A 16,032-nucleotide genomic window follows, 5' to 3' on the forward strand; every position below is an offset into this window, starting at 1 on the left:
ACAACTACCAGGTACGCAAATACGACGCCTGGTATCGCCATATCACCCTGTCCATGCTGGCGTTGGCGTTCCTGGCCGCGATGACCCGAACCCCGCAAAAGGGGGCTCTTCACGCCTGGGCGGTGACCGCGGGCCGCGAACGCGGCGGCTCGCGGCCCTGACCGTCACCGAGGCCCGGCGGCTGTTCAACCTGATCGGCTCGACTCGCACCACCATCGACCAGGGACTTCACTGGTCGATCTGGAGGCGCGCGCATCAGGCGGAGGCACGACGCCACCACTTCCGAAGGCGGCTACGACTTCAGGTGATCAAGATCTAGCCCTGTAGTACTAGAGGTGTCCGTCGCGGCCAGGAGTGAGCGCTTCGCCCCGGACGACGACCGCTGGCTCTCCCAGACCCGGCTGCTGCATCAGGATCTGGCGCACGCCGCCGAACGCCTGGCGCTGCGCACGCGGGAGACACCCGGTGCCAAGGGCGGCGGCCTGGACGTGCTCGTCGTCCTCACCCCGGCCGTCCTCACCGCGTTCGTCGCGGCCCTCAGGGCCTGGATGTCCCGGGACAGAGACCGCTCCGCGCTCGTCCGCTACCGGGTCGGTGACCAGGTCACGGAGCTCACGGTCACCGTCCAGGACGGGGACACCGCCACTCTGCAGGCCGCCCTGGAGCACGGGCTGCGCGCCGCGGGCCATGCGGCGGCGGAACCTTGTGCGGACGGCGCGGAAGAGCGGCAGGAGGACATCGACGCGCGTGAGTGAGCCCGCCCGCTCCTACCATGCTCTCCTGATCGGCAACGCGGTCTACCCCGAGGAACCGGCCCTGCGGGCGCTGCAAGGCCCCGCGGACGATCTGTCGGAGCTGCGGGCCGCCCTGACCGATCCCGTCGTGGGTCTGCCCTGGCAGGTGCGGCAGCCGCTCCTCGACGCGGACTCCCACACCGTGGAAGAGGCCCTGGTCACCTTCTTCCAAGAAGCGTCGTCGCAGGACCAGTTGCTGCTCTACTACAGCGGACACGGGCTGCTCGACCTGCGCAACCGGCTCCACCTGTGCACCCGGGACACCAGCCATGAGTGGCTGCGGACGCGCTCGCTGCGGCACTCGTTCGTCAACGAGCTGATGGACGACTGCGCCGCACGGACCATCGTCGTCATTCTCGACTGCTGCTTCAGCGGCACCGCGGCGGTCAAGGGCGCGGATCCCGCGGCCCGGTTCGCCGGGCACGGCCGGTTCGTGATGACCAGCTCCGGGCCGAACGAGACGTCGTACGACGGCGCCGCCGACAAGAACCGGGGGGACGGCGACGGCCGGGAACGCCGGCCGAGTCTCTTCACCGAGCACCTGGTCGCCGGGCTGCGCCACGGGGCCGTGGGCGGCCACGACGGGTTCGTCACGGTCACCGACGTCTACCAGTACGTGCACGCACGGCTGAAGGCTCTTCATCAGCAACCGCTGATGAAGACGGACGGGCAGGCAGGCCGGGTGTGGCTGGCACGCAGGCCGCCGGGGCGGGAGGCCGGCTCCGCCGGGACCGGCGACGGGCCCGCGACCTCCGCCGCCGTCGACGTGCGTCCCGAGTTCACGGACTCCCGGGGCCGCACCGTCCGCGCGCGGACCGAGAGCCACTTCTCCGGCGTGGTCCACGTCTTCGCGCCCGGCTCCTCCACGGTGCTGAGCGTCCACCGGGACAGGCTGATCGAGGCCGGTGAGGGGACCGAGGTCACCGCCGTATGGTCGAAGCGGCCCAAAAGCCTCCGCAGCACGCCCAGCGCACACGGAGACGCCGTCTTCCCCCTGCCCGACGGGAGGGGGACCCTGCGGTGGAGCGCGAGCCAGTTGCGGGCATTCCGCCGGACCACGACGGCCGGCGGCTGGCCCGCGTCCGCCAAGCCCACGCAGCCGCGCGGGACGCATGCGGCTCTCGTCGACGCGGACGAGGGCTACGAGGCTTTTGCCCGGTCGCACCGGTCGGCACTGCGGTGGCTGCTGCTCGATGCCGCCGCGGTGGCGCTCTTCGCCCTGCTCGACATGGCGGGTCTCCGTGGCCTCCCCGCCATGCCGCTGGCGCTCTGCGCCGTCGTCCTCCTCAGTGGGGGGATCACCCTCCTCCTCCGCAGGACCAGGGAACGGTGGGCGTTCTCACGCATGCGCCGCTTCCTGCTGCTGCCCGTGCTCCCCGTCACCCGCATGCTGATGACCGTGAGCGTGGAAGAGGACGACGGCCCGGTCCAGACGGGATACCTCGCGCAGCTCACCCCTGCGCCCAAAGTCCGCGCGCACGTACGGTCGGAGGGAGACCCGCCCGAGTTCGAGCTGTCGATCCCTCTCCTCGACCACTACATCCCCCGCATCAAGGAGGGGGTCCCTCCTTTTGACGTACCGGACGGCATTCCCCGGCCCGTCGACGTCATCGGCCTGCCGACGGACGGGCAGTGGGTCGCCGTCCGCACCCCGCAGGGCGTGCTGTGGCCGCGCGGCAGGGCGAAGTAGCCGAAGGGGCGGGTGCCTCCTACGCCTCCCGGGCGCGATCCGGGGTACGCGGCGAGCGGAGCCCTGCGTTTCGGGAAGGCGGGTCAGCGAGGGGCCGCCCGCGCCGGAGCCCCTGCGTGCGATCCGGGCGAAAGGCGCATAACCTCCCGTACAGGGCGGCGCCGGGGCAACGGCGCGTGGTGGTGCGGAGGCATGCGCATGCGGATTCGGCGGCTGGGTGCCCGGCTCCTCGCTGCCGGAATTCTCGCGCTGCCGCCCCTCGCCCTCCCGGCCTCCGCCGTGCCTCCCGCGTCCGCCGCGCCCGCCCTCTCTCTCCCCGCAACCGACCCCCTCCCCCTCGACCGCGACGGGCAGATCACCGACCGCGTGGACGCCCTCCGCGACCGGCGCGGCGACGTCGACGCCGCGCTCGAACGGCTCGACCGCGAGCAGGGCACCCGGCTCTTCGTCGCCTACGTCCGTGACTTCTCCGACTTCTCCCCCCGGGACTGGGCCGACGCCACCGCCGAAAAGAACGGGCTCGGCCGGAACGACGTCCTGCTCGCCATCGCCATCGGCGACCGCGAGCACGGCGTGTCCGCCTCCCCCGGCTCCGGGATCTCCCGGCGCGACGTCGACGCCGTCGACGCCCGCGCCGTCGAGCCCGCCCTGCGGCAGAACGACTGGGCCGGTGCCGCCATCGGCAGCGCCAACGGGTACGCGGCCGTGCTCGACGACCGGCAGGTGCCCCCGCCCGACCTCACCCCCGGGCCCACCGACCCCGGGGGCGATCCGGCCGGCGAGTCCGCCGAAGGCGACGTCAGCGCCACGGATGTCGTGGTGCCCGTCGTCGCCGCCCTCGCCGTCGCCGTCGCCGCCGCCCTGTACTTCTCCCGGCGGCGCAGCGCCGGGAGCCGGACGACGCCCCACTGGCCCCACGACGGCATCAGCACCCCCGACCTCGACGCGCGCGCCAAGGAACTCCTCGTCGAGACCGACGACGCCCTGCACACAAGCCGGGAGGAACTCGGCTTCGCCACCGCCCGGTTCGGCGAGGAGACGGCCCGGCCCTTCACCGAGGCCGTCGAGCACGCCCAGGCCGAGCTGACCGCCGCGTTCCGCCTCCGCCAGGCCCTCGACGACGCGTCCCCCGAGGACGACGGCGCCCGGCGCGCCATGCTGGAAGGGATCGTCACGCGCTGCACCGACGCCAACGCCCGGCTCGACGCCGAGTCCGACGCCTTCGACCGGCTGCGCGGGATGGTGCCCCGGGCCCCGCAGGTCCTCGCCGCCGCCGAGGCCGCCGCGCGGCTGCTCCCCGACCGGATCGGCCGGGCCGAGGACACGCTCGCCGCGCTGGCCGGCACCTACGGCCCCGCCGCCGTCGCCGCCGTCGCGGGCAACCCCGCCGCCGCCCGCGACCGCCTGGAGTTCGCCACCGCGCACCTCACCCACGGCCGCGCCGCGCTCGGCGCCGACGACCCGGTCACCGCCGCCGTCCACGTACGGGCCGCGGAGAGCGCCGTCGACCAGTCCCGCACCCTCGTCGAAGGCGTCGAACGCCGCGAGCAGGAGCTGCGCGAGGCCGCGGCGCGGCTCCCCGACGCGCTGCGCGACCTGCGCGCGGACCTCGCCGACGCCCGGGGCGTGGCGCCGGGCACGGCCGCGGACGAGCCGGACGCCGGTCTGCCGGACCGGATCGCGCGGGCGCAGGCGGTGCTGACGGAGGTGGAACAGGAGGCGGCGGGGGGCCGCGACGACCCGCTGGCCGCACTGCGACGGGTGGAGGAGGCGGACGCCGCGCTGGAGGAATCGCTCGCCGGGGCCCGGGAGCGGGAGGAGGCCGGGCGGCGGGCGGGCCGGCTGCTGGACCGGGCGATGGTCGGGGCGTACAGCTCGGTGGCCGCCGCCCGGGACTTCGTCACCACCCACCGCGGCGGCATCGGCCCCGCGGCCCGTACCCGGCTGGGCGAGGGCGAGCGGCACCTCCTGCAGGCCATGGAGCACGCCGGCACCGACGCGGCCGGCGCCCTGCGGCACGCGCAGCGCGCCGACGAACTCGGCCGCGAGGCGCGCCGGCTGGCGGAGCAGGACGTGCAGGGCTTCGACGGCTCGTACGGCGGCGGCCCCTTCGCCGGCCCGCGCGGGGACGGTGACGGCGGCGGCGGACGGGGCGGCATGGGCACGGGGATGCTCGGCGGCATCATCCTCGGCGGCATGCCCGCCGGCTCCCAGGGCGGCGCCGGCCGCGGTCCCGGCAGCTTCGGCGGCGGCGGCACGCGGGGGCGGATGGGCGGTGGAGGCCGCTTCTAGGAGCTTCCAGACATTCGGAGTACGAGGTATGCCCAGGCGCGCGCCCCGCGCGTGCGCCCACCAGATGGAAGGAGAACGCATGACCGGCAGGCAGACCGTCCTTCGCCGCACCCTCCGGCTCGCCCGCGCCGACATCGACGCCGTCATCGACCGGGCCGGGGACCCGCGGAAGATGCTCGACCGGCTCCTCCGCGACTACACCGCCGCCATCCGCGAGGCCGAGCAGGCGGTCGCCACCGCCCTCGGCGACCTGCGGCGGAGGGAGGCGGACCACAAGAAGGACTCCGTCGCCGCCGACGAGTGGGGCGCCAAGGCCCTCGCCGCCGGCCGCAGGGCCGACGAGCTGCGCGCCGAAGGCGGCGGCGCGGCACAGGCCGAGACGTTCGACCACCTGGCCCGTCAGGCGCTGGAGCGGCAGAGCGCCTCCGAGAGGAAGGCGACGGCGGCCGAGCCGCTGATCGCCGCGCAGACGGAGGTCGTGGAGAAGCTGACGCAGAACCTCGACGCGATGCGGGAGAGGCTGGCCGGCCTCGACGCGCGCCGCGACCGGCTCGTGGCCCGCACCGGAACGGCGGAACCACCCCCCGCAGACGGCCGTGCAGCGGCCTGAGCACTTCCAGCGGTGGATTCCGGGAGCGATCGGCCGGGTGAGAGGACTCAGAACGCCGACAGGAGGGCTTCCTCGTCGAGGTCGGCGCGAGGCTCGGTGCCCGGCAGGGCCAGTTCGTACCAGACCGTCTTGCCGCGGTGGGTGCGTCTGCTGCCCCAGTTCCGGCTGAGCATGCTGACCAACTGCAGCCCGCGCCCGCCCTCGTCGGTGTCCCGGGCGCGGCGGCGGCGGGGCTGGACCAGGTTGCTGTCCCACACCTCGCACACCAGCGTGCGGTCCAGCAGCAGGCGGAGCCGTATCTCGGGTTCGCCGCCGCCGCTGCGACCGCCCTCGCCGTGCCGGAGCGCGTTGGTCACCAGTTCGCTGACCAGCAGCTCGGTGGTGTCGATCAGCGGTTCCAGGTGCCAGGCGGCGAGCTGCGTACGGGCGTGTTCGCGGGCGAGCGCGACCGAGCGGGGATCCGCGGGCAGCCGCCAGTCGCCGACGGTGTCGGCGGGCAGTCCGCGGATACGGGCCATCAACAGGGCGATGTCGTCCTCTCCGTGCCGGGTGTAGAGCGTGTCGAGTACGTGGTCGCAGACGTCTTCCAGCGGCTGCGCCGGGTCGGAGAGCGCCTTGCGGACCTCCTCCAGGCCCTCGTCCAGGCCGTGGTCGCGGGACTCCACGAGGCCGTCGGTGTAGAGCGCGAGGAGGGCGCCGTCCGGCAGCTCGACCTCGACCTCCTCGAACGGCTCGCCACCGACGCCGAGCGGCATCCCCGCGGGCACCTCCAGCAGCAGCGGCGGCTCGCCGGACTCGACCACGACGGGCGGCAGATGGCCGGCGTTGGCGAAGGTGCAGCGCCGGGTGACCGCGTCGTAGACGACATAGATGCAGGTGGCGAGGTAGACCTCGTCGGAGACGCCGCCGAGGCCGCCGGCGATCTCGTCCAGCGCGGCGAGCACCTCGGCCGGCTCCAGGTCGAGCATGGCGAGGGTGCGTACGGCGGTGCGCAGTTCGCCCATGGCGACGGCGGCGCGCAGGCCGCGGCCCATGACGTCGCCGACGACGAGCGCGGTGCGGTGGCCGGGCAGCTCGATGACGTCGAACCAGTCGCCGCCGACCTCGGTGGCGGTGTTGCCGGGCAGATAGCGGCAGGCGATGTCGAGGCCCGCGGCCTCGGGGTCGCCGGGCGGGAGCAGGCTGCGCTGGAGGATGAGGGCGCGGGCGTGTTCGCGGCGGTAGAGGCGGCCGTTGTCGATGCACACGGCGGCGCGGGCGGCGAGCTGGGCGGCGAGGGCGGCGTCGCGTTCGCCGAAGTCCTCGCTGCCGCGGGCCCGGGAGAACTGCACGAGCCCGACGACGGTGTCCCCGGCGACCAGCGGCACCGCGAGCGTCGTCTGCACCAGGCCGCTGTCGCCGCCCGGCACCCGGCGCACCTGGGCCGTGCGCAGCGCGGCGGCGTGCGGGGAGTGGAAGTCGAACCGGTGGGTGGAGCCGACGGCCGTGACGGGGGCGTCGGAGACGGCGCTGGCGAAGGCGACGCGGCGCAGCTCGGCGCTGCCGTCGGCGAGGCCGGGGCGGCCCTCGTCGCCGTCGATGAGGCTCTGGTAGACGTCGACGCAGGCCATGTCGCAGAACTGCGGGACGGTGACGCCGAGCAGTTCACGGGCGGTGGTCTCCAGGTCGAGCGAGTTGCCGATGCGGGCGCCGGCCTCGTTGAGCAGCGCGAGGTTGCGGCGGGTGCTGGCGGCCTCGCTCTCGGCGCGGCGGCGCCGGGTGACGTCGGAGACGACGGCGGCGATGCCCATGGGCCGGCCCGTGCGGCTGTGCACGCGGTAGAGCGATATGGACCATCTGAGGCCCCCCGGCTGGCCCTCGCGCGCGGCGGCGGCGGAGCCGGTCTGCGGCTCGTCCGGGCCGGGCCCGAGGATCTGCATGTCGGTGACGGGCTCACCGGTGTCGAGGACCTGCTGGAGGGCGGCGGTGACGCGCTCGGCCTCGGGGCGCGGGAGGTAGTCGCGGGGCGTGCGGCCGGTGTGAGAGGCGACGGTTCCGCCGAAGGCGGCGGCGACGCGCTCGTTGACGCGGACGAGCCGAAGGTCGGTGCCGAAGAGCAGGAACCCCATCGGGGCTTGGCCGAAAACCGCCTGGGAGGCGGCGAGGTCGGTCTCGATACGGCGCAGGGCGTACGCGTCGACGGTGAGGCACAGGGCGCCGCGGGTGCCGCCGAGGCCGGTGGTCGGCATGACGTACAGTTCGGCGATGCCGTCGACGGCGTGGCGCCCGCCGGCGGCGCCGGACCCGGCCGGTCTGCGGTAGGGCAGCAGGCCGGTCCACTCCCGTCCGTCGAGGATCTCCGCCACCTTCTCGCCGACGTCCGCCCGCAACTCCTCGGGAACCAGCGCCTCGACGGCGTCGCGGCCCAGCACCTCGGCGGCGGAGATGCCGAGGAGCTCCTCGGCACGGGCGCTCCACTGCTCGATGTGCCCCTCCGCGTCCAGTGCGAAGGAGGCCACCTTGATGTGGTCGTAGATGGAGCCCGGCGGACTGCTCTGCCAGAACGGTGCTCCCACGCGACCGCCCCCTTTGCTGATCCTGCTCCGGGTATGCACCGCAGAGTATGCGGGAAGATCCGTATCCGGAACATGGTCGTCGGGTCACGGGTTCGGAACGCCCCACCGCTTCCGGTCCCGCTGTCCGCTGCGTCTGCGAAGTGGTGCCCGCCCGGCACCCGGCGCTACTCCCCCGTGCGCCCCCTTCCGTACGCCGATGAAGCCTCCCTCGTACGTTCTAACCAGCGGACCCCAGCTCGAACCACACCGTCTTGCCCCTTCCCCCGCACCGGGTTCCCCAGCGCAGCGCGACGCTGGCCACGAGCAGCAGGCCGCGACCGCCTTCCTCGTCCGGCGCGGCCGTACGCAGCAGCGGCGGCACCGGCAGGGTGTCGGAGACCTCGACGCGGACGCCGCCGGGCGCGTCGGGCCCGCCGAGGGGCCGCAGGCGCAGGCCGACGGGTCCCGAGGCGTAGCGCAGGGAGTTGGTGACCAGCTCGCTGACGAGCAGGACGGCCAGGTCGGCCAGGGGGTCGAGGTGCCAGGTGCGCAGGGTGTCGCGGACGGCGCAGCGGGCGGCGCGCACGCAGCCGGGTTCGGCGGGAAAGCTCCACTCGGCGGGGCCGGCCGCGCCGGCGAGGACGGCGGAGCCGCCGGGGAGCGCGGGGGTGTCGGGGCCGGGGAGGCCCGCCGCGGGCGCCGTCCCGGCGACGGGCGCGGAATCGTGGAAGCCGGTGAGGGCGGGCGGATCGGGGAGCGGGGAGTACGGCGTCACGGCGGCGTGGCGAAAGAACGAGGGGTTGCTCACGCCTACCACATCCCAGCAGGGTTCTGTCGGATTTGACCGACTTGAGGGGAGTGGTAGGCATATACCCGTTTTGGGAAAAAATATCACCTGCATACGCGCAGGAAGCTACACGGTGGTGGCGTCCCCGCCGCCGGCGCGCTCCACCCGGTATGTCTGCCGCTGCTCCGCGGGCCCGAAACGGGAGACCGCGCGCTCGGCCTCGTCACGCGTGGCGTACCGGCCGACGCGGTAATGGTTGCCGTTACCGTCCTCGCGGACGATGACCCACGGGCGTGCGGCGCCACTGTCACCCGCACCCATAAAGCCCACCCCAGGAATCTCTACCCAGGACGCCCGCGGGACGACTGCGGTCCCGGCCGTCCTGCTGGCTACCGAATATGCCAGAGCTTACGCCCGGCATTCACTCCCCGCATACGGCTTTACACGAGAAGTGCCATTCTCGGCCGAAAGTTCGAATCACGGCGGGAGAGGGAGAAGCCGGCCCGGGAGCCGGGAAGCGGGGTGCTACTTGACGGGCAGGTGGTAGCTGACGCGGTAGCGGTCGGCCGGCACGATGACGTCCGCCGTCTCGACCGCCCGCCCCGAGGCGTAGAACGTCCGCTGGATGCACAGCACCGGCTGCCCCGGCACGGCGCCCAGCGCGTGCGCCTCGTCGGCCAGCCCGGGGCGGGTGCCCACCTCCTCCACCACGTTGTCCACGACGACGTCGATCGCCGCCATCCGCTCCACCACGCCGCGGCCGGCGAGCGGCCCCTCCTCGGGCAGCATCACGGGCGTACGGCCCGTCAGGGCCAGCGGCTCCCAGGACGTGGACAGCAGCACCGGCACGCCCGCCGAGCGGAAGACGTACCGGGTGCGCATCACGGGGTCGCCGGCGCCCAGGTGCAGCCGGGCCGCGACGGACCCGCCGGCGCGCTCCTGCGCGCTGCGCGACTCCCAGGAGCCGGTCACCGACTCGTCGGCCTGCTCCTGCCGGAACGGGGTGAGGTCGCCGAGCCCGCGGTAGCCGGTACGGACCAGCCGGTCGGGCTCGGGACGTGACCGTACGTACGTACCGGACCCGGACCGGCCCTCGACCAGGCCCTCGGCCATCAGCACCTTGCGCGCCTCCAGTGCGACGGTGTCGGAGACCCGGTACAACTGGCGGATCCGGGCCTGCGAGGGCAGCCGTGCGTGCGGAGGCAGTTCGCCGCTGACGATCTTCCGGCGGAGGTCCGCGGCGACCCGCAGATAGGCGGGCTGGTCACCTAGAGGCACCGTTTCTCCACACCCCCGGTCGCTGCGGTCACCGTCCCGGCCCGCGCCGTCTGCGGCCTGCGCCGTTCCGGCCCGAACACGCGCGAAAGCTTGGCAACCTGCGACCGGGCCCCGCAACCCCGGGGGAAAGCTTCACGGAGCGCGTCCGCCGACGGGTGTGCGCGGGGCTCCGGGGCGTACGCCCGCGTACCCGCAGTCCCGGCTACGGGCCGCCCGCGGCCCCGCTCACAGACCGAGCACCGCGCGGGCGATGAGGAAGTAGATCACCAGCCCGGTGGCGTCGACCAGCGTGGTCACCAGCGGGGCGGAGATCACCGCCGGGTCGATCCCCAACTGCTTGGCCAGCAGCGGCATCACGGAGCCGACGGACGCCGCCCACGAGCAGATCAGCACCAGCGACAGCGACACGGTCAGCGCGATCCGGCCGTTCGTCATGAGCGTCGCCAGCACGATGCCCACGATCCCGAGCCCCACGCCCAGCAGGAACCCCACCCGGCACTCCCGCCACGCCACCCGGGCCACGTCGCCGGTGCGCAGCTCGCCGACCGCGATGGCGCGCACCGCGCCCGTCGCCGCCTGGGCGCCGACGTTGCCGCCGGTGCCGACGAGCAGCGGGATGAACACCGCCAGCGCCGTCACCTCCTCCAGTTCCCCCTCGAAGGCCTGCAGCACGCCGGCGGTGAGCGTGGCGGCGAGGATCAGCAGGAAGAGCCAGATGATGCGCGCGCGGGCGAGCCGGAAGACCCCGACCGCCAGATAGTGGCCCTCCACCGGCTCGGCGCCCGCCTGGCGGGCCACGTCCTCGGTGTCCGCCTCCTCGATCAGCTCGATGGCGTCGTCCACGGTGAGGATGCCGACGACACGCTCCTCGCTGTCCACGACGGGCAGGCCGAGGAGGTTGGCCTCCTGCATCAGACGGGCGGCGGTCTCGGCGTTGTCCGTCGCGTAGACCCGCGGGAACTCGGTGTCCACCAGTTCGATGAGCGGGCGCCCCGGCGGGGCCAGCACCACCTTCCGCAGGGAGACGACGCCGACCAGGTGCCGGCGGTCGTCGACGACGGGCAGCGTGTAGACGGTCTCGGAGTCCGGGCCCTGGTCGCGCACCCGCTCCAGCGCCTCGGCGACGGTGGACTGCTCCTTCAGCCGCACCAGCTCCGGCGACATGTACCGGCCGACGGCGTCCTGTTCGTAGCCGAGCAGCGGGGCGGTCAGGGCGCGCTCGTGCGGGCTGAGGCCCGCCAGGACGCGCTGGGTGAAGTTGGCCGGCGCCTCGCCGAGGAGGCGGGCGCGGTCGTCGGGGGCCATCTCCTCGACGACGTGCCGGAAGGTCTGGTCGCGCAGCCCTTCGAGGATCTTCTGCTGGTCGCCGGCGCCGAGTTCCTCGAAGACCTCGACAGCGCGGTCCTTCTCCAGCAGCCGGAAGCAGAAGACGGCCGTGACCTCGTCGGCGCGGGCGAGTTCGTCGGCGACGACGTGCGGGGGATGTTCGGCGAGCCACTGCTGCAGCCCGGCGACGTCGTTGCCGTCGAGGAGGGCACCGAGGTCGGTGTCCACGCTCATGCCCGTACCTCCCTCCGTTCCGGCCGCTGTCCGGCTTCACCCTAGAACGTGCCGATTACCGGGCTGAGCAGTGGCGTGCCGCCCGGTGCGCCGGACCGCACGCACCCGGCGACGCCTGGCTCTTCGGCGGCAGCACGTTCTGGACGTACGACGACCCGCAGGTCATCGCCCGGAAGGCCGAGTACATCGACGACCGCGACCTCGGCGGCGCGAGGGTCTGGTCCCTCGACGGCGACGACGACGGAGAGCTGTACCGGGTCCTGGACCGCGGTCTGGACCGATCCGTCACCCCACGGAAGCGGTGCCGGGTCCGACCCGGCCCCGCCTCCTTTCCTCCTCCCAGCCGAACGGGCCTGAGCGGGGGTGACGCCGCGTCATGTGACCATGTCGGCATGACCGACAGCGCTCACGCCGAGACGGCGTCCCTCGCCCCCTTTCCCGACGACTGGCAGCGGGCTCTCGGGGTCGTCGCCCACCCCGACGACCTGGAGTACGGCACCGCCGCCGCGGTGTCGAAGTGGACCGACGCGGGCAAGCAGGTGGCGTATGTGCTCGCCACCCGCGGCGAGGCCGGGATCGACGGGCTGGAGCCCGGGGAGTGCGCCCGGGTACGGGAGGAGGAGCAGCGGGCCGGCTCGGCGGTCGTGGGCGTGAACACGCTGGAGTTCCTCGACCACGGCGACGGCGTGATCGAGGAAGGGCTGCCGCTGCGCCACGACCTGGCCGCCGCCATCCGCCGGCACCGCCCCGAGCTGATCGTCACCCTCAACCACCACGACACCTGGGGAGCGGGCCCCGGCGCCCCCCGCAACACCCCCGACCACCGCGCGGTCGGGCGCGCCGTGCTGGACGCCGTCGGCGACGCGGGCAACCGCTGGATCTTCCCCGACCTGCTGGAGCAGGGCCTCCTGCCGTGGGGCGGCGTCCGCTGGACCGCCGTCGCCGGCTCCCCGTACCCCACGCACGCCGAGGACGTCACCGCCGCCGCCAGGGACCGGGCGGTGGCCTCGCTGGCCGAGCACCGCGCGTACATCGAGGGACTGGGCGAGGAGGACCCGCGCGAGTACTCCCGCAAGCTCATCGGGCAGATGCTCGCCGAGGCCGGCAGGCTCCGCGGCACCGACCTCGCCGTCGGCTTCGAGCTGGTGCCGCACAGCTTCGACGACGCACCTTGACCTTGACGTGACGTCAACTTCTACGGTGAAAGCCACACCGACCGGCCGACCGGACCGAGGAGGGCGGACACCGTCATGGAGTGGTCCATCCAGGAGATCGCGCGCACCGCGGGCACCACGAGCCGCACCCTGCGCCACTACGGCGACCTCGGGCTCCTCCGCCCCAGCCGGGTCGCGGCCAACGGCTACCGCTACTACGACGAGCAGGCCCTCCTCCGGCTCCAGCGCATCCTGCTGCTGCGCGAACTCGGCCTCGGCCTCCCGGCCATCGCCGGCGTGCTCGACGGCGGCAACGGCCCCGCGGACGCCGTGGCCGCGCTCGGCACGCACCTGGAGCTGCTGGAGCAGGAGCAGCAGCGCATCGGACGGCAGATCGCGTCGGTGAGGACCACACTGCGCAAGCTGAAAGAAGGTGAGCCGCTCATGGCGGACGAGGTGCTCGACGGGTTCGACCACACCCGGTACGAGGAGGAGGTCACGCGGCGCTGGGGGAAGGCGGCGTACGAGCGGGGCGACCGGTGGTGGCGCTCGCTGAGCGAGACGGAGCGGGCCGGTTTCCAGCGCCGCCAGCGCGACATCGCCGCCGACTTCGCCGCCGCGCACACCGGGGGCGAAGCGCCGGACGGCGAGCGGGCGCAGGAGATCACGCGGCGGCACTACGCGTGGATCAGCGCGGGGTGGCAGGGGCAGGAGCCGTCCGCGGAGGCGTTCACGGGGCTGGGGCAGATGTACGTGGACGACCCGCGGTTCGGCGCGCACTACGACGCGCACGGGGAGGGAACGGCGGTGTTCATCCGCGACGCGATGCGGGTGTACGCCGAGCGGCATCTGGCCTAGAGGGCGGAGGGGCGCCGCCCGGGCGCCGTCCGCCCGTACCGGACCGCCGCACGTCCCCGTGACGTGTGCTGCTCCCGTCCACCTGCTCCGGTACGCGCGCCGAAGGGCCCGCCGACCTCGTCGGCGGGCCCTTCCCCCGGCCCCCTCATGCCGCCAGCGCGACCGTCTCGACCGCGGGCGTCCGCAGCGCCCGCCGCGCGGTGCCCAGCGCGGTGACCATCGTCGCCGCCGCGGCCACCGCCGCGATCGCCGGCCAGATTCCGTACCCCGCCCCCGGCAGTACGTCGTCCGTACGGGTCACCGTGAAGGGCACGATCCCGGCCATCGCCGCGAGCGTCCCGAAGAACACCCCGGTCACCGTCAGCAGCAGCCCCTCCAGGCCGACCCCCGCCAGCACCTGGCCGGGCGTCGCGCCCGCCAGCCGCTGCTGTCCGAACTCGCGGCTGCGGTACGAGGTCGCCGCGTACAGCGTGTTGATCAGCATCACGCAGGCGAAGACCGCGATGATCCCGACGACCACGAAGTTCAGCGTCTCCACGTTCTTGTCGTCCACCGACTGCGTCAGACCGGCGGCCTCGATGTGGTCGTTCTCGACGGACTGCATGGTGAGCGTCGCGACCGAGATGCCCACGAAGAGGACCATCGGCATCAGCACCCCGGCCAACTGCTCGGCCCGCTGCCGCAGCCCGTGCACCGTCAGGTAGCCGCTGCCCCCGCCGAACGCCGTCAGCAGCCCGCCGGTGAGCCGCAGCAGCCCGTGCAGCAGCGCCGGGGAGAAGGCCGCGAAGCCGACCGACAGCAGGATCGCCCCGTACGCCGGCGGCGCCATGGCCTCCGGGCCCGCGTCGCCCATGGCGAAGCCGGTCAGGCACAGGGCCGCGCCCAGGCCCAGCGCGGCGAAGCCGCCCCGGGTGCGCAGCCGGCGGCGCGGGGCGCGCTGCTCGCGCGCCCGGTCGGCCCGGCGCACCGCGAGGAACGCGGCGCCGACCGACGCCAGCAGCGTGATGCCGAGGCCGGACGTCAGCGCGACGGTGCCGAAGAGGGGGTCGACGTCGTCCGCGACCTGGCCGCTGTCCTGGAACATGCCGAGCAGGATCCGGCCGCCGATCATGCCGGGCACGACCGCCAGCAGCGAGCCGACGAGGCCGACGACCGCCGCCTCGCCGACGATCATCCTCTTGATCTGCGCGGGTGTCGCGCCGGTGGAGCGGAGCAGGTCGATCTCGGGGGTGCGCTGCCGTACGGCGACCGTGAGGGTCGAGGCGACGGCGAAGAACACCAGCAGCGAGCCGTAGCCGCCGACGACCATGGCGGCCGTGGACAGGGACTCCGCGCTGACGTCGTCGACCCCCTCGGCGCCGGCGGTGTCGAGGAGCGAGTGGAACATCATGATGATCGTCGCGCCGAGGAAGACGGACAGGAGCGTGGCGGCGAAGCGGCCGGGCCGCTGCCGGATGGAGCGCAGGGCGAGCGAGAACACCGGTCAGACCCCCATCGGCGCGGAGTGGCGCGGGTCGTGGTGCGGGCCGCGGCCCGGGGCTTCGCCCGCGTACATGTCGCCGAGGTGGGTCATCCGCTCCGCGACGGCGTCGGCGGTCGGGGCGTCCATGCGGCCCACGAGCCGGCCGTCGGCCAGGAACAGCACGGAGTCCGCGTACGCGGCGGCCACCGGGTCGTGCGTCACCATCACCACGGTGCGGCCGTCGACGCGCACGGTCTCCTGGAGCAGCCCCAGCACGTCGCGGGCGCTGCGGGTGTCGAGGGCGCCGGTCGGCTCGTCGGCGAAGACCACGCTCGGCGCGGCGACGAGCGCGCGGGCGATGGCGACGCGCTGCCGCTGGCCGCCGGAGAGCTGGTCGGGCCGGTGCCGCATCCGGTCGGCGAGACCGACGCGGGCGAGCACCTCGCGGACCCGGGCGCGGTCGACGCGGCGGCCGGCGAGCTTGAGCGGCAGCACGGTGTTCTGCCCGACGTTCAGCGTGGGCAGCAGGTTGTACTGCTGGAAGACGAACCCGATCCGCTCGCGGCGGAACTTCGTCAGCTCGGTCTCACTGCCCCCGGTCATCTCCGCGCCGTCGACCATCACCACGCCGCTGTCGGGCCGGTCCAGCCCCGCGGCGCACTGCAGCAGCGTCGACTTCCCGGAACCCGAGGGCCCCATCACGGCGGTGAAGGACCCGGCCGGCAGGCTCAGCGTCACCCCGTCGAGCGCGGTGACGGCCGCCTCCTCCGCGCCTGCGGTGCCGTAGACCTTGGTCACCTTGACCAGGCGCAGCGCCTCGTGCGGCGCGCCGACGTCGACGGGACCGGCGGTCCCGCGGCGCTCCTTCTTTCCGAACATCGTCGTCACCCCTCTTGGTGCGGCACCCCGTGTGCCTGACCACGAAGCTACGGACGGCGAGGGGCGCGGGCACTGGGCGCACGACCCCGATGGAGGGTGGTGCTACGTGCACCATCCCGGTGTACGGCCGCGTC

At 74.0% G+C, this 16,032-nt stretch carries 13 protein-coding genes and 2 pseudogenes; 8 read left to right on the plus strand and 7 right to left on the minus strand.

All coding sequences use genetic code 11. From position 1 onward, the window contains the following. The 5 genes and pseudogenes from I003_RS35965 to I003_RS31775 all read left to right on the plus strand — a co-directional run. Positions 1 to 161 (plus strand): annotated as a pseudogene (locus tag I003_RS35965) (IS701 family transposase); the annotation flags it as partial. Positions 162 to 335: 174 nt separating this feature from the next. Then, positions 336 to 755: an effector-associated constant component EACC1 gene (locus tag I003_RS0109770; protein WP_027771368.1), complete on the plus strand. Its 420-nt coding sequence runs from the start codon at positions 336 to 338 to the stop codon at positions 753 to 755. Next, positions 748 to 2,484 carry a caspase family protein gene (locus tag I003_RS0109775; protein WP_027771369.1) on the plus strand — a complete coding sequence of 579 codons (1,737 nt, stop codon included), beginning with the start codon at positions 748 to 750 and terminating at the stop codon, positions 2,482 to 2,484. The genes I003_RS0109770 and I003_RS0109775 overlap by 8 nt, the downstream gene beginning before the upstream one ends. 198 nt (positions 2,485 to 2,682) lie before the next feature. Then, positions 2,683 to 4,776: a TPM domain-containing protein gene (locus I003_RS0109780; RefSeq protein WP_027771370.1), complete on the plus strand. Its 2,094-nt coding sequence runs from the start codon at positions 2,683 to 2,685 to the stop codon at positions 4,774 to 4,776. Positions 4,777 to 4,855: 79 nt separating this feature from the next. Then, complete coding sequence (locus I003_RS31775) at positions 4,856 to 5,386, plus strand: PspA/IM30 family protein (protein ID WP_078563861.1); 531 nt, start codon at positions 4,856 to 4,858, stop codon at positions 5,384 to 5,386. 47 nt (positions 5,387 to 5,433) lie between these two features. Here I003_RS31775 and I003_RS0109790 read toward each other — a convergent pair whose 3' ends face one another. The 5 genes from I003_RS0109790 to mgtE all read right to left on the minus strand — a co-directional run bounded on the left by I003_RS0109790 (position 5,434) and on the right by mgtE (position 11,545). Further along, positions 5,434 to 7,941, minus strand: coding sequence for a SpoIIE family protein phosphatase (locus I003_RS0109790; RefSeq protein ID WP_027771371.1), 2,508 nt, complete (start codon positions 7,939 to 7,941; stop codon positions 5,434 to 5,436). A 217-nt stretch (positions 7,942 to 8,158) separates the two neighbouring features. Next, positions 8,159 to 8,728, minus strand: a complete 570-nt coding sequence (locus I003_RS0109795) for an ATP-binding protein (protein WP_027771372.1) — start codon at positions 8,726 to 8,728, stop codon at positions 8,159 to 8,161. 105 nt (positions 8,729 to 8,833) lie between these two features. Beyond that, positions 8,834 to 9,028 carry a hypothetical protein gene (locus I003_RS0109800; RefSeq protein ID WP_027771373.1) on the minus strand — a complete coding sequence of 65 codons (195 nt, stop codon included), beginning with the start codon at positions 9,026 to 9,028 and terminating at the stop codon, positions 8,834 to 8,836. Between the two features lie 204 nt (positions 9,029 to 9,232). Beyond that, entirely contained in the window at positions 9,233 to 9,985 is a 753-nt protein-coding gene (locus I003_RS0109805; RefSeq protein WP_027771374.1) for a GntR family transcriptional regulator, read from the minus strand. Between the two features lie 225 nt (positions 9,986 to 10,210). Next, positions 10,211 to 11,545: a magnesium transporter gene (mgtE, locus tag I003_RS0109810; RefSeq protein ID WP_027771375.1), complete on the minus strand. Its 1,335-nt coding sequence runs from the start codon at positions 11,543 to 11,545 to the stop codon at positions 10,211 to 10,213. A gap of 26 nt (positions 11,546 to 11,571) precedes the next feature. Here mgtE and I003_RS35495 point away from each other — a divergent pair. From I003_RS35495 to I003_RS0109820, 3 genes and pseudogenes are all read left to right on the plus strand, one after another. Then, a pseudogene (locus I003_RS35495) lies at positions 11,572 to 11,769 on the plus strand (glycosyl hydrolase family 18 protein); the annotation flags it as partial. 168 nt (positions 11,770 to 11,937) lie between these two features. Continuing rightward, positions 11,938 to 12,720 (plus strand): PIG-L deacetylase family protein, encoded by a 783-nt coding sequence (locus tag I003_RS0109815; RefSeq protein WP_027771376.1) that lies wholly within the window; start codon positions 11,938 to 11,940, stop codon positions 12,718 to 12,720. Positions 12,721 to 12,795: 75 nt separating this feature from the next. Next, on the plus strand, positions 12,796 to 13,557 hold the full coding sequence (locus I003_RS0109820; RefSeq protein WP_027771377.1) for a MerR family transcriptional regulator: 762 nt from the start codon (positions 12,796 to 12,798) through the stop codon (positions 13,555 to 13,557). 145 nt (positions 13,558 to 13,702) lie between these two features. On the opposite strand, the gene I003_RS0109825 is transcribed toward I003_RS0109820, so the two are convergent. Next, a complete protein-coding gene (locus tag I003_RS0109825) occupies positions 13,703 to 15,037 on the minus strand; it encodes an ABC transporter permease (protein ID WP_027771378.1) in 1,335 nt (444 codons plus the stop codon). 3 nt (positions 15,038 to 15,040) lie between these two features. Beyond that, positions 15,041 to 15,898: an ABC transporter ATP-binding protein gene (locus I003_RS0109830; RefSeq protein WP_051368157.1), complete on the minus strand. Its 858-nt coding sequence runs from the start codon at positions 15,896 to 15,898 to the stop codon at positions 15,041 to 15,043. Positions 15,899 to 16,032: the final 134 nt, after the last annotated feature.

The organism is Streptomyces sp. CNQ329, assembly GCF_000482585.1.

Coding starts and splice junctions, on each gene's coding strand:
- I003_RS0109780 (WP_027771370.1), top strand. CDS start 2,683: ATGCGGATTCGGCGGCTGGGTGCCCGGCTCCTCGCTGCCGGAATTCTC.
- I003_RS31775 (WP_078563861.1), top strand. CDS start 4,856: ATGACCGGCAGGCAGACCGTCCTTCGCCGCACCCTCCGGCTCGCCCGC.
- I003_RS0109800 (WP_027771373.1), bottom strand. CDS start 9,028: ATGGGTGCGGGTGACAGTGGCGCCGCACGCCCGTGGGTCATCGTCCGC.
- mgtE (WP_027771375.1), bottom strand. CDS start 11,545: ATGAGCGTGGACACCGACCTCGGTGCCCTCCTCGACGGCAACGACGTC.
- I003_RS0109815 (WP_027771376.1), top strand. CDS start 11,938: ATGACCGACAGCGCTCACGCCGAGACGGCGTCCCTCGCCCCCTTTCCC.
- I003_RS0109820 (WP_027771377.1), top strand. CDS start 12,796: ATGGAGTGGTCCATCCAGGAGATCGCGCGCACCGCGGGCACCACGAGC.
- I003_RS0109830 (WP_051368157.1), bottom strand. CDS start 15,898: ATGTTCGGAAAGAAGGAGCGCCGCGGGACCGCCGGTCCCGTCGACGTC.